We start from the raw sequence: 13,622 nt of genomic DNA on the forward strand, positions 1-13,622 counted from the left end.
GATGGTACTGCAGGGGGGACCCTGTGGGAGAGTAGGACGCCGCCGAACAATCATTCAGAAAAGCCCCCGCCGGGTGAACCGGGCGGGGGCTTTTCTGTTGTAGGGTCAACGTGCATTGTCGTGACACAGGACAGGAGGCCTCGGGTGGAGGTCCAGGAGACGCGGGTCCAGACCGATCGCGTCCTCACCATCCCCAACCTGCTGAGCATGGGCCGGCTGGTCGGCGTTCCGGTTTTTCTCTGGCTCATTCTGTGGCCCGTCTTCGATGGGCCGAAGAACGACGGGTGGGCGCTGCTGATCCTGATGCTGAGCGGGATCAGTGACTACCTGGACGGAAAGCTCGCCAGGCGGTGGGGGCAGATCAGCCGGGTGGGGCAGTTGCTGGACCCGCTGGCCGACCGGCTCTATGTGCTGTCCACGCTCGTCGGATTGACCTGGCGTGAGTTCCTGCCGTGGTGGGTGACGGGGATTCTGCTGGCCCGCGAAGTCTTCATCGCCTCGCTGCTGCCCATTCTGAACCGGCACGGTTACGGGCCGCTCCAGACGAGTTTCCTCGGTAAGGCCGCGACCTTCAATCTGATGTACGCGTTTCCGCTTCTGCTGCTCGGCGGCATCGACAGCTGGATCGCGCGGCCGGCCGAGGTGGTGAGCTGGGCCTTCATCTGGTGGGGGACCACGTTGTACTGGTGGTCGGCGATTCTTTACGCGGTGCAGGTGCGGCAGATCATCAAGGCGGGCCCCGCGGGCTCGGCGTCCACAGCCTGAGACGTGATCTGAGAGAAGTCCCACGCCGCCCCGGTGCGTCGGACGATACCTTCCGGGTAGAGAACCCTCTGGAACGGTTTGATGGACCTGCAGGTCCACCACCGCGAAGGAGGACGCACCCGTAATGAAAGCCGTAGTAATGGCAGGGGGCGAGGGCACCCGACTCCGCCCGATGACCTCCAGCATGCCGAAGCCGCTGCTTCCGGTCGCGAATATGCCGATCATGGAGCACGTGCTTCGGCTGCTGAAGCGGCACGGCCTCTCCGACACCGTCGTCACCGTCCAGTTCCTGGCGTCACTCGTCAAGAACTACTTCGGTGACGGCGAGGAACTGGGCATGCACCTCACGTATGCCCATGAGGAGACGCCACTAGGCACTGCGGGGAGTGTCAAGAACGCCGAGGACGCGCTCAAGGACGACTCCTTTCTGGTGATCTCCGGTGACGCGCTGACCGACTTCAATCTCTCCGAATTGATCGACTTTCACCGCAGTAAGAACGCACTGGTCACGGTCTGTCTCACCAGGGTGCCGAATCCCCTGGAGTTCGGTATCACGATCACGGACGAGGACGGGCGGGTCGAGCGCTTCCTGGAGAAGCCGACCTGGGGCCAGGTCTTCTCCGACACGGTGAACACCGGTATCTACGTGATGGAGCCGGAGGTCTTCGACTACGTCGCGGCGGGTGAGTCCGTCGACTGGTCGAGTGACGTCTTCCCGCAGCTCCTGAAGGAGGGCAAGCGGGTCTACGGCTACGTCGCCGAGGGCTACTGGGAGGACGTGGGCACCCACGAGAGCTACGGCAAGGCCCAGGCGGACGTCCTGGAGGGCAAGGTCGAGGTCGAGCTCGACGGCTTCGAGATCTCGCCGGGCGTCTGGGTGGCCGAGGGGGCGGAGGTCGATCCGGAGGCGGTGCTGCGCGGGCCGCTGTACATCGGGGATTACGCCAAGGTCGAGGCCGGCGTGGAGATCCGCGAGCACACCGTGCTGGGCAGCAACGTGGTGGTCAAGCGCGGGGCCTTCCTGCACAAGGCGGTGGTGCACGACAACGTGTACATCGGGCCGCAGAGCAATCTGCGCGGCTGTGTGGTCGGCAAGAACACCGATGTGATGCGGGCCGCGCGGATCGAGGACGGCGCGGTGATCGGGGACGAGTGCCTGATCGGCGAGGAGTCGATCATCGGGGCCAATGTCCGGGTCTACCCGTTCAAGACCATCGAGGCTGGCGCCGTGGTCAACACCTCGGTGATCTGGGAGTCGCGCGGCCAGGAGCACCTGTTCGGCGTCCGCGGTGTGTCGGGCATCCTCAACGTCGAGATCACCCCGGAGCTCGCCGTGCGGCTGGCGGGTGCGTACGCCACGACACTGAAGAAGGGGGCCACCGTCACCATTGCGCGTGACCACTCGCGTGGTGCGCGTGCGCTCAAACGGGCGATGATTTCGGGGCTGCAGACCTCCGCGATCGACGTCCGCGACCTCGAGAACGTGCCGATGCCGGTGGCCCGGCAGCACACGGCGCGGGGGAGCGCGGGCGGGATCTTCCTGCGGACCACACCGGGGGTGCCGGACTCGCTGGACATCCTCTTCTTCGACGAGCGCGGGGCGGACCTCTCGCAGGCCGGGCAGCGCAAGCTCGACCGGGTCTACGCACGTCAGGAGTACCGGCGGGCGTTCCCGGGCGAGATCGGGGACCTGACCTTCCCGTCCAGCGTCTTCGACTCCTATGCGGGCAACCTGCTGCGGACGGTGGACACCACCGGGGTCCGGGAGGCCGGGCTGAAGGTGGTGGTGGACACCGCGCACGGCAGTGCGGGGCTCGTTCTGCCCAGCATCCTCGGCCGGCTCGGGGTGGAGGCGCTGACCGTCTCCAGCGGGCTGGACGAGGCGCGGCCGACCGAGGACGCGGAGACCCGGCGGACCGGGCTGGCCAGGCTCGGTGAGCTGGTGGCCTCCTCGCGGGCGGCCTTCGGCGTGCGGTTCGACCCGGTCGGCGAGCGGGTCGCGTTCGTGGACGAGCTCGGCCGGGTGATCGACGACGACCGGGCGCTGCTGGTGCTGCTGGACCTGGTCGCGGCGGAGCGGCGCAGCGGTCAGGTGGCGCTGCCGGTGACCACGACGCGGATCGCCGAGCAGGTCGCCGCGTACCACGGCACCCAGGTCATCTGGACCACGACCACGCCGGACGACCTGGCGAAGGCGGCCTCCGCCGAGGGCACGGTGTTCGGCGGGGACGGGCGCGGCGGCTTCGTGGTGCCCGAGTTCAGCGGGGTGCTGGACGGTGCCGCGGCCTTCGTCCGGCTGGTCGGCCTGGTGGCGCGGACCCAGCTCACGCTGAGCCAGATCGACGCGCGGATCCCGCAGGCGCACATCCGGCGCCGGGACATCGCGACGCCCTGGGCGGCGAAGGGCATGGTCATGCGCTCGGTGGTGGAGGCGGCCGGCAGCCGGCGGCTGGACACCACGGACGGGGTCCGGGTGGTCGAGGCGGACGGGCGCTGGACGCTGGTGCTGCCGGACCCGGCCGAGGCGGTCACCCACCTGTGGGCCGAGGGCCCGGACGACGAGGCCACCGACGCGCTGCTGGACGAGTGGGCGGCCGTGGTCGAGGGCGCGGGGCGGTGACGTCCTGAGCGGACTCGTCCTCTGATCGGATGAGGTCCTGAACGGCGGGGCGTGCGGTTCGATCCGCACGCCCCGTTGTCCGCTTTCACCTCATTCGGAATGGTCTGTCACTTTCCGTGGATGTGTGCGGCGTGTGTGCAGCTCAGGGGCCGTGCGCGGGGCCCTCCGCCGTCGTGGGACGATGGTCCGCATGCCAGCGACGCCGACGCCGAGTGCCCCGAACGGGCGGTACAACCGCCCGGACGCCTCGATGTCCCTGCTGACCAACGTGATGGACCACAGCCTGGACGAGGGGTACGCCGAGGCGGCCGCGGCCCGGGGCGGTGAGCACGACAGTCGGATACCCCGGACGATGCGGGGGCTGCTGACGCTGGGCATCGGACTGGCGCTGGTCGGAGCGGTGGTGACGGTCGGCGCGGTGAACGCGCACAAGGCGGAGCCGACGCTGGCCAAGGAGCGGGACGCGCTGATCCACCGGATCAACGACAGCAACGGCTCGGCGGACCACCTGCAGAAGGAGGTCCAGGACCTGCGGCGCAAGGTCGACGACACCCAGCAGCAGGCGCTGCCCTCGGGGGACGGCGGCGCGGCCGGTCTGACCGGCGAGGTCGGGCTGGGGGAGGTGACCGGACCGGGGGTGAAGCTGGTCCTGGAGGACGCCGCCGGCACGGGCGGCGGGGGCAACGTCGACCCGCGGGCCGGACAGGGCTTCTCCAACAGCGGCCGGCTGCGCGACCGGGACCTGCAACTGGTGGTGAACGGTCTGTGGGGATCCGGCGCGGAGGCCGTCTCGATCAACGGGCAGCGGCTGACCGCGCTGTCGGCGATCCGGGCCGCCGGTGAGGCGGTGCTGGTGGACAACCGGCCGCTCGTCCCGCCGTACAACATCCAGGCGATCGGCGACGGGCCCAAGCTCCTCACCGCCTTCGAGAAGGACATGGCCGGGCAGTACCTGCGGCTGCTGGAGGAGAAGTACGGCATCAAGTCGACGCTCTCCACGCAGAAGAGCCTGACGCTGTCGGCGGCGGTCGGCGTGTCGCTGCGGACCGCCCAGCCCGTCACGCCCGAGGCCTCGCCCACGGCGACCCCGTCGGCGACCGCGTCGAGTGGTCCGGGCGGGACTCCGTCGGGGAGTCCGGGAACCTCGGAGAGCCCGACCGCGTCCGTTTCACCGTCCGCGCCCGGCGCCGGGCCGACCGCGAAGCGGCGTCCGTCCGGCGGATCCACCAAGACCACCACAGGGACAGGAGCAGCTAGACCGTGATTGCCGTACTGGGTCTCGTGATCGGGGTGGTCGTCGGACTCTTCGTCCAACCCGAGGTGCCCGATGCCGTCGTGCCCTATCTGCCGATCGCGGTGGTGGCGGCGCTGGACGCGGTGTTCGGCGGCGTCCGGGCGATGCTGGACGGGATCTTCAACGACAAGGTCTTCATCGTCTCGTTCCTGTCGAACGTGGTGGTCGCCGCGCTGATCGTCTTCCTGGGTGACCAGTTGGGCGTCGGCTCGCAGCTGTCCACGGGCGTGGTCGTCGTCCTCGGCATCCGCATCTTCTCCAACGCGGCGGCGATCCGGCGCCATGTCTTCCGTGCCTGAGCCGGGCCGCGAGGCGGCGGCGAAGGAAGAGGAGAAGGCGGAGGCGCCGGCGGTCGGGGAGACCGCTGCGGAGCCGGTCGGGAAGGCGTCGGAGGAATCCGAGGAGTCGGCGGCGGAGGCCGTCGAGGGGGCCGGTGCCGAGGACAGGCGCGGCCCGGAGGAGTCCGCGGCGCCTGACGAGCCGGCTGAGGAGCCGGTTGAGGAGTCGGCCGGGGCGGCGGCTGGACCGGAGAAGTCTGACGCTGAGGCTGACCGTGAGACCGCGGTCGAGGAGCCGGCGCCGTCGGTGCGTCTGACGAAGCCGGTCGCGCCCGAGCCGGAGCCCGTACCCGCGCCCGCGCCCGTCGCGGCCGGTGCCGGTGGGCCGTCGGAACCCGAGGAGCCGGTGGCTGCCGAGGAACTGCCCGCCGAGGAGCCGCCCGTCGTGGACCGGAGCGCCGGTCGGCGGCGGTTGAAGGCGGCGGTCTGGCCGCCGCGGCTGTCGCGCGGGCAACTGGTGGTGGCGCTGCTGCTGTTCTCGCTCGGGCTCGGGCTGGCCATCCAGGTGCGTTCGACCAACGACCACCACAACCAGCTGCGCGGGGCCCGTCAGGAGGACCTGGTCCGGATCCTCGACGAACTGGACAGCCGTCAACAGCGTCTCCAGCAGGAGAAGGCCGAGCTCGAGCAGTCCCTGGGCAAGCTGGAGAACAGCTCCAACCAGGCCAAGGAAGCCCAGGAGCAGACCAGGAAGAAGATGACGGAACTGGGTGTGCTGGCCGGTACGGTCAAAGCCACAGGTCCGGGCATCGTCCTCACGGTCGATGACCCCCAAGGGCTGGTGAAGGCAGATATGCTGCTGGACACCCTGCAGGAACTTCGAGCGGCGGGGGCGGAGGCGATTCAGATCAACGATGTGCGCGTGGTGGTCAGCACCTACTTCACCGACCTGTCGGGCGGTGGGGTGCAGATCGACGGGAAGAAGGTCTCGCAGCCCTATCGGTTCACCGTCGTGGGGAACCCGCAGGACCTGACGCCCGCGCTGAACATTCCGGGAGGCGTCGTCCGCACCCTGGAGAGCCACCAGGCGCGCGCGACGATCACCCAGCAGCAGAAGGTGGTCGTCGACGCCCTCGTGGATCTGAAGACGCCGCAGTACGCCAAGCCGGCTTCGAAGTGACGGGGCGCTCGACGAACGGCCCGTCACGGGCGGGCGGCACCCGGTGCGGGGCGCCGCCGTCGCGTGGGAGAGACTGGTTCGCACCAGTACGCTCCGTAGCACCAACCGCAGCACCACACGTCGGAGTACCACTCCAGCAGGCCCGGGCCGCAACCGGGCCCGCAGCCTGTCCGAGGTTCTCACCCTGCCCCGCGGGCGGGTCTGTCACACGCAAGGGGATTCGCCCGTGAGTTTCTTCTCGAAGTTGTTCGGTCGTAACAAGGGCCGCGACGCGGCTGCCGTCGAGGCGCCCACCGCACGGCACCGCCGCTCGGAGGACGAGCCCGCGGTGCCGGGCATGCGCCCCGCCCCCGAGGCCGCGCCGTTCGCCGGACAGCAGCTGTACCAGGGCGGCGCCGCGCAGTACGCGGGGAATCCGGCGGGCTACGGCGCGTCGGTTGACCCCTCCGGCGACCCGCGCATAGGTTTCCCGTCAGGACCCTCAACCTCTGGTGGAGGGTTTGCTCCGGACCCGTACGCCGGGCACAACCCGTCGGGTGTGCCGCGCCAGGAGGCTGTGAACATGGCTGGCCCCACTCCGTGCCCCAGGTGCGGCAACCAGAACCCGGCCGCGGCCCGCTTCTGTTCCAACTGCGGTACGGCGCTGCGCGGCGGCCTGCTGCCGGAGGGGGCGGCGGAGACCACCTCGACGATCTCGATCTCGGGCCTGGAGTCCTACGACCCCTCCGCCACGACCGGCACCGGCACCACGCCGGCGCTGTCGGCCGAGGTGCTGTCGGCGATCGACGCGCTGCCGCCGGGCTCGGCGCTGCTGATCGTCCAGCGCGGTCCGAACTCGGGCAGCCGGTTCCTGCTGGACTCGGACGTCACCACGGCGGGTCGTCACCCGCAGGGTGACATCTTCCTGGACGACGTCACGGTCTCCCGGCGCCACGTGGAGTTCCGCCGCACCCCGGCCGGGTTCAGCGTCGCGGACGTGGGCAGCCTGAACGGCACCTACGTCAACCGGGAGCGGATCGACGAGGTGCCGCTGAACAACGGCGACGAGGTGCAGATCGGGAAGTACCGGCTGGTGTTCTTCGCCGGCCACAACCGGGGGTACTGAAAGCAACGTCGGTAGGAGCCCGAGTGAATACGAATACCCCTTCCTCTTCTCTCGGGGCGGCCAACCCCGCATCGTCGTCCGGTCCGCAGGCGGACCGCGGCGGTCGCGGGGTGGTCGCGGGCCCCAGGCAGCCGCTCCGCCCGGACCGGCCCGGCGGCCGGCGGCGCGGCGGTGACGAACTGCTGAGCATCGGCGCGGTGCTGGCCTACCTGCGCGACGACTTCCCCGAGGTGACCATCTCCAAGATCCGCTTCCTGGAGGCGGAGGGGCTGGTCGAGCCGCAGCGCACCCCCTCGGGGTACCGCAAGTTCAGTCCCGCCGACGTGGAGCGACTGGCCTACGTGCTGCGGATGCAGCGGGACCACTACCTGCCGCTGCGGGTGATCCGCGAGCACCTGGACGCGATCGAGCGCGGTGAGGCCCCGCCCGCGCTGCCGCCGGCCGCCGACGCCCGGCCCGGCCCGCTGGAGGAGGCCGACCGCGAGCTGGTGGCCTCCTCCGAGGTCCCGGCCGGGGTGCGGCTGGGGCGGGCCGAGCTGCTGGCCGCCGCCGAGGCGGGCGAGCCCGAGCTGGTCGAGTGGGAGGCGTACGGGCTGGTCGCGCCGGGCCCGGACGGCGGGTACGACGGCGAGGCGCTGCAGGTGGCCCGGCTGGTGGCCGAACTCGGCCGGTACGGGCTGGAGCCGCGGCACCTGAGGGCCATGAAGGCGGCGGCGGACCGCGAGATCGCTTTGGTGGAGCAGGTGGTGGCGCCGTTGCGGCGGCACCGGAACCCGCAGACCCGGGCGCACGCGGAGGCCACCGCGCGGGAGCTGGCGACGCTGTCGGTGCGGCTGCACGCGGCCATGGTCCAGGCCGGTCTGCGGGCCCGGGGGTAGTCCCCGAAGCGTCCTTCGCACGGCCGGTGCACCGCGCTGACCAGCGGCGTCGGCCCTGCGCTTTCATATCCGGGGTCGGAGCCATAGGGTTGCCTGTGTGAATGAGCTCGACGTCGTGGGTGTCCGAGTGGAGATGCCTTCCAACCAGCCGATCGTGCTGCTTCGGGAGGTCGGGGGAGATCGATACCTGCCGATCTGGATCGGCCCCGGCGAGGCGACCGCGATCGCCTTCGCCCAGCAGGGCATGACTCCGGTGCGCCCGCTGACGCACGACCTGTTCAAGGACGTCCTGGAAGCGCTCGGCCAGCAGCTCACCGAGGTCCGGATCACCGACCTGCGGGAGGGCGTGTTCTACGCCGAGCTGGTGTTCGCCGGCGGGGTCGAGGTGAGCGCCCGGCCGTCCGACGCGATAGCGCTGGCCCTGCGGACCGGTACGCCGATCTACGGGAGCGAGGAGGTGCTCGCGGAGGCGGGCATCGCGATCCCGGACGAGCAGGAGGACGAGGTCGAGAAGTTCCGCGAGTTCCTCGACCAGGTGTCGCCCGAGGACTTCGGCGGCAGCGGCCCGCAGTAGGGCGGACGGGGCTGGTCGGCCCTTTAGCGTGCCGTTTTGCCAAAAACCGTCCATCTACCCACACTAGGGGCACGAAAAACCACTCTCCTGAGTGATGTGGTTTGTCTGGCCCGGCGTGGCGATCGTTGACGGGTCATAGGGGACTGCCTACCGTCAGGAGTGGCTGTCCGGGTGACCGATGCCCGCAGTCGGTTGCCCGCAGCACGAGTGGACGGAGGTAGGCATGAGCAGCACCGGCGATGACGCGGCCGTGGGAGGCCTGTGCACCGTGCACGTGCCGCGCACCGCTCGCACCGTGTCGGACCGGCCCAGGACGGGCAGGTTCCCGGCCGTACAGCCGGGCCAGCCCGCGATCGAGCGGCTGGCCCCGACGTCCGAACTGGTCGGCTTCCGCGGTCCGACGGCCTGTGCGGCGGCCGGCATCACGTACCGCCAGTTGGACTACTGGGCCCGCACCGGACTGCTGGAGCCCAGCGTCCGCACCGCGTACCCGGCGACCAGTCAGCGGCTCTACAGCTTCCGCGACGTGCTGCTGCTCAAGATCGTGAAGCGGCTGCTCGACGCGGGCGTCTCGCTGCAGAACATCCGGGTGGCCGTCGCCCATCTGCAGGCGGCCGAGCAGGCCGACCTGGCCGGGCTGACGCTGATGTGTGACGGCGCGACGGTTTACGAGTGCACCACGCCGCAGCAGGTGGTCGATCTGCTGAAGAGCGGTCAGGGGGTGTTCGGCATCGCGGTGGGAGCGGTCTGGCAGGAGCTGGAGCTGACCCTCGGGCGGCTGCACGCGGAGCGGACCGACACCGGCGAGACGCTGGTCGGCGAGGATCCGGCGGACGAACTGGCGCAGCGGCGCAACCGGGCGGTCTGACCGGGAGCACTTCGACGGGGCCGTGGGCCGGGACGGGGAACCGTTCCGGGCCACGGCCTCGTCGTGTTGCCTGGACACGATCGAGGGAGGGGCACGTGGAGGTCGGCACCGGGATATCGGAGCTGCTGCGGCGTCGGGCCGGCGGGATGCGGGCGCGGCTGCGGGAGCGCCGGACGCAGCGCAGGGTCTTCCAGGTGGCGACGGTGCTGTGCTCGCTGGCGCTGGCGCCGAGCGCCTGGCTGTGGTTCGCGGCGGGGGACCGGGTGGGCACCGTGGAGAGCGCGCCCTCGGCGCCGGTGGCGGTGGTCTTCGGCGCCGGACTGGACCAGGGCAAGCCGTCGCCGTACCTGGAGCACCGGCTGGTGGCGGCGCTGGACCTGTACCGGACGGGCAAGGTGAAGGCCGTCCTGGTGACCGGGGACAACGGGCGGATCGAGTACGACGAGCCGGACGCGATGTACCGGTACCTGACCGAGCACGGGATCCCGGGGGACCGGGTGGTCCGGGACTACGCGGGCTTCGACACCTGGAACTCCTGCACCCGGGCGCACCGGATCTTCGGGGTGGACCGCGCGGTGCTGGTCAGCCAGGACTTCCACGTCCGCCGGGCGCTGGCGCTGTGCGAGGCGGCGGGGATCGACTCGTACGCGGTCGGCGTGCCGGAGCTGCACGACACCACCTGGCTGTACGGCGGGCTGCGGGAGGTCGCCGGGGCGGGCAAGGCGGCGGTCAACGCCTGGCTGCGGCCGGACCCGGTGTTCCTCGGGCCCAAGGAGGACGGCATCCCGAAGGCGCTGGCGGAGGCGGAGGAGCGGTAGCGGCGGGCCGGCGGGCGCGGGGCGTCGGCCGGGTTCGTACGCACTGTCGGACCCGTGCGCGATGATCGGCGGGTGCGATCTCTGCCGAGCATCATCCACCTCGACATGGACGCCTTCTTCGCGGCGGTGGAGCAGGCGTCCAAGCCGAGCCTGCGCGGGAAGCCGGTGATCGTCGGCGGGCTCGGCGGGCGCGGGGTGGTCTCCACGGCCTCGTACGAGGCGCGCCGGTTCGGGGTGCACTCGGCGATGCCGATGGCGCAGGCACGGCGGCTCTGCCCCAACGCGGCCTTCCTGTCCGGGCGTTTCGAGGCGTACCGGCAGAACAGCGAGATCGTGATGGGGCTGCTGCGCCAACTGTCGCCGCTGGTGCAGCCGCTGAGCCTGGACGAGGCCTTCGTCGACCTGGAGGCCGGTCCGTACGGCCCGGTGCTGTCGGAGGCGGACCACGAGACCGGGGAGCGGCTGGTGCTGGCCCTGGGGGAGGACCTGCGGGCGGACATCCAGCGGCTCACCGGGCTGACCGGCTCGGTGGGGGCGGCGGGTTCCAAGCTGATGGCGAAGATCGCCTCGGAGCAGGCCAAGCCGGACGGGCTGGTGCTGATCGAGCCGGGGCAGGAGCGGGCGGTGCTCGGCCCGATGCCGGTGCGGGCGCTGCCGGGGATCGGGCCGGCCACCGAGCAGGTGCTGCGGCGGGCCGGGCTGAGCACGGTGGCGGACCTCGCCGACGCGGGCGAGGCGGAGCTGGTCCAGCTGCTCGGGAGGGCGCACGGCGCCGGGGTCTTCCACATGTCGATAGGGCTGGACGAGCGGCCGGTGGTGGCCGATCAGGACGCCAAGTCGGTCTCGGTGGAGGACACCTACGAGGTGGACCTGGCCGACCGGGACCGGGTGCTGCGGGAGGTGGAGGCGCTGGCCGGGCGCTGCGTGCGGCGGCTGCGGGCGGCCGGGCGTTCGGGGCGGACGGTGGTGCTCAAGGTGCGGAGGTTCGACTTCTCGACGCTGACCCGCTCGGAGACCCTGGGCGGGCCCACCGACGACGAGGCGGTGATCACGGCGACGGCGCGGCGCCTCGCCGAGCAGGTGGACATCACCGGTGGGGTCCGGCTGCTCGGGGTGGGCGTGGCCCAACTGGCCGACTACACCCAGGAGGACCTGTTCGCGCAGGCGCTGCGGGAGGAGGCGGCCGAGCACGCCGAGGTGGTCGAGGCGGCGGTGGCCGAGGAGGAGCCGGAGGAGGTCGTGGTGCGGCGCTGGATGCCCGGACAGGACGTCCGGCACGCCGAGTTGGGGCCGGGCTGGGTGCAGGGCAGCGGGGTGGGGCGGGTGACCGTGCGGTTCGAGACGCCGTGGAGCGGGCCGGGGCGGGTGCGGACCTTCGCGGTGGACGATCCGGCGCTGGAGCCGGCCCGGCCGCTGCCGCTGCGCGAGCCCGAGCCCGACTCTGGGGACGGGGACCGGGACGGCGAAGGGGGCTGAGGCGGGCGGGGGGCCCGGGGCGGTGCCGGGAACGCGGAACGGCCCCACCCGGTAGGAAGTACCGGGTGGGGCCGCATACCGTGCCGGACCCCGGGCGGTCGTGATGCCCTCACGACCGAGCGGAGGCCGGGCCCGCGCGTCCTGTCCCTGAGCGCGCGGGCCGGACGCCTCGTCAGGCGTCGGTCTTGGCCAGCTGGGGGCTGGAGTCCTGCTGGGCCGCGCCGCCGGCGACCGTGGCGGTCGGCTTGGCGGTGCGGATCAGGAACGGGACGGCGCCGGCGATGATGCAGACGACGGCCGTGACCCAGAACGCGTGCTTGTAGGCGTCCAGGGTGGGCAGCAGGATCGGCATCTTGATCGGGAGCTTGATGGTGTCGCCGGTCAGGATGGCGGTCATCACGGCGGTGCCGATCGCGCCACCGACGGTGCGGAGCACGGAGTTCATGCCGTTGGCGATGCCGCTCTGCTCGACCGGGACGGCGCCGTTGATGAAGGCGGGCATCGCGGCGAAGGCGAGGCCGATGCCGAGGCCGAAGATCGCGGAGGCGGTGTAGATGTCGCCTTCGGCGCTGTGGCGCAGGGCCAGGTAGGCCATCGCGATCGCGCCGAGGACGCCACCGAGGACCAGCGGCAGGCGCGGGCCGCGGCGGGCGATCAGCAGGGCGCCGATCGGGGCGGCGACCATCGAGCCGATCGCGGACGGCAGCAGCATCACGCCGGCGTGCAGGACGCTCGCGGTGAAGCCGTAGTGGGCGAACTTCTCCGGGGTCTGGGCGAAGTTGCTGATGACCATGAACGAGCCGTACATGCCGAAGCCGATCAGCAGGCCGGCCAGGTTGGTGAAGGCGACGGCCGGGCGGCCCATCATCTTCAGGTCCACCAGCGGGTGGGCGACCTTGGTCTCGATGACGCCCCAGATCAGGGCGACCACCGCGGCGACGGCGAACAGGCCGAGGGTCTTGGTGGAGGTCCAGCCCCAGTGGTTGCCCTGGCTGACCGCGACCAGCAGGGCGGAGAGCCAGGCGGCCAGGGTGATCGCGCCGAGCGGGTCGGCGCCGCCCTCCTTGTCGGTCACCGGGTCGGTCGGGACCCGGAAGGCGACCAGGGCGACCGCGAGCAGGCCGAAGGCCAGGCCCATCCAGAAGATCGACTTGTAGTTCCAGTGCTCCAGCAGCAGGCCGGTCGCGACCAGGCCCAGGCCGGAGCCGACGCCCATCGAGGCGCTGATGGCGGCGACGCCGCCGGTCACCTTCTGCTTGGGCAGCTCGTCCCGGACGATGCTGATCGCCAGCGGCATCACGCCACCGCCGGCGCCCTGGAGGACGCGGGCGACGATCAGCCAGGTGAAGGAGTGGGTGCAGACCGCCAGCGCCGAACCGGCGACCAGGCCGGCCAGCGAGATCAGCAGCATGGGCTTGCGGCCCCGGAGGTCGCCGAAGCGGCCCAGCAGGGGAGTCAGCACGGCGGCGGACAGCAGGTTGGCGGTCATCAGCCAGGTGATGTTCGACCCGGAGACGTCCAGTTCCTTGGCCAGCGACGGCAGGATCGGGACGACCGCGGTCTGCACCACGCTGAAGGACAGCATCGCCAGGATGAGGGCCGGCAGGACCCGGGCGTTGCTCTGCTTCTCGGCCGCGGTGGTGGGCTGTGGTGCCTCACTCACGGTTGCTTCCTCCCGTACATAGTGAATGAACTCAAGTAACTGTGCGGGTGGATAGTTCATGATGTCAAATATCGAGTGGTTAAGGTTTGGCAAAGTGGGGAAC

At 71.1% G+C, this 13,622-nt stretch carries 12 protein-coding genes; 11 read left to right on the forward strand and 1 reads right to left on the reverse strand.

Going from position 1 to position 13,622, the window contains the following annotated elements:
• Positions 1 to 144: 144 nt before the first annotated feature.
• From ACFVXG_RS41420 to ACFVXG_RS41470, 11 genes are all read left to right on the forward strand, one after another.
• Positions 145 to 765: a CDP-alcohol phosphatidyltransferase family protein gene (locus ACFVXG_RS41420; protein WP_387935623.1), complete on the forward strand. Its 621-nt coding sequence runs from the start codon at positions 145 to 147 to the stop codon at positions 763 to 765.
• 124 nt (positions 766 to 889) lie between these two features.
• Positions 890 to 3,385, forward strand: a complete 2,496-nt coding sequence (locus ACFVXG_RS41425) for a sugar phosphate nucleotidyltransferase (protein WP_387935624.1) — start codon at positions 890 to 892, stop codon at positions 3,383 to 3,385.
• A gap of 190 nt (positions 3,386 to 3,575) precedes the next feature.
• Positions 3,576 to 4,649: a DUF881 domain-containing protein gene (locus ACFVXG_RS41430; protein ID WP_387935626.1), complete on the forward strand. Its 1,074-nt coding sequence runs from the start codon at positions 3,576 to 3,578 to the stop codon at positions 4,647 to 4,649.
• Positions 4,646 to 4,978: a small basic family protein gene (locus ACFVXG_RS41435; RefSeq protein ID WP_030062488.1), complete on the forward strand. Its 333-nt coding sequence runs from the start codon at positions 4,646 to 4,648 to the stop codon at positions 4,976 to 4,978. The genes ACFVXG_RS41430 and ACFVXG_RS41435 overlap by 4 nt, the downstream gene beginning before the upstream one ends.
• A gap of 286 nt (positions 4,979 to 5,264) precedes the next feature.
• Positions 5,265 to 6,137 (forward strand): DUF881 domain-containing protein, encoded by an 873-nt coding sequence (locus ACFVXG_RS41440; protein ID WP_387935702.1) that lies wholly within the window; start codon positions 5,265 to 5,267, stop codon positions 6,135 to 6,137.
• A 562-nt stretch (positions 6,138 to 6,699) separates the two neighbouring features.
• Positions 6,700 to 7,242, forward strand: coding sequence for an FHA domain-containing protein (locus tag ACFVXG_RS41445; RefSeq protein WP_360242294.1), 543 nt, complete (start codon positions 6,700 to 6,702; stop codon positions 7,240 to 7,242).
• Between the two features lie 182 nt (positions 7,243 to 7,424).
• A complete protein-coding gene (locus ACFVXG_RS41450) occupies positions 7,425 to 8,120 on the forward strand; it encodes a MerR family transcriptional regulator (RefSeq protein WP_387935703.1) in 696 nt (231 codons plus the stop codon).
• Between the two features lie 97 nt (positions 8,121 to 8,217).
• Positions 8,218 to 8,694, forward strand: coding sequence for a bifunctional nuclease family protein (locus ACFVXG_RS41455; protein ID WP_030303568.1), 477 nt, complete (start codon positions 8,218 to 8,220; stop codon positions 8,692 to 8,694).
• 223 nt (positions 8,695 to 8,917) lie between these two features.
• Complete coding sequence (locus ACFVXG_RS41460; RefSeq protein WP_387935628.1) at positions 8,918 to 9,562, forward strand: MerR family transcriptional regulator; 645 nt, start codon at positions 8,918 to 8,920, stop codon at positions 9,560 to 9,562.
• Between the two features lie 146 nt (positions 9,563 to 9,708).
• Complete coding sequence (locus ACFVXG_RS41465; protein WP_387935704.1) at positions 9,709 to 10,380, forward strand: vancomycin high temperature exclusion protein; 672 nt, start codon at positions 9,709 to 9,711, stop codon at positions 10,378 to 10,380.
• 72 nt (positions 10,381 to 10,452) lie between these two features.
• A complete protein-coding gene (locus tag ACFVXG_RS41470) occupies positions 10,453 to 11,856 on the forward strand; it encodes a DNA polymerase IV (protein WP_387935629.1) in 1,404 nt (467 codons plus the stop codon).
• A gap of 172 nt (positions 11,857 to 12,028) precedes the next feature.
• Here the strand turns inward: ACFVXG_RS41470 and ACFVXG_RS41475 are convergent, their stop codons facing one another.
• Positions 12,029 to 13,519 (reverse strand): MFS transporter, encoded by a 1,491-nt coding sequence (locus tag ACFVXG_RS41475; RefSeq protein ID WP_387935631.1) that lies wholly within the window; start codon positions 13,517 to 13,519, stop codon positions 12,029 to 12,031.
• Between the last annotated feature and the right edge of the window lie 103 nt (positions 13,520 to 13,622).

The sequence above is a fragment of the Kitasatospora sp. NPDC058162 genome (genome assembly GCF_042884005.1).
In the GTDB taxonomy this organism is placed as follows: domain Bacteria; phylum Actinomycetota; class Actinomycetes; order Streptomycetales; family Streptomycetaceae; genus Kitasatospora.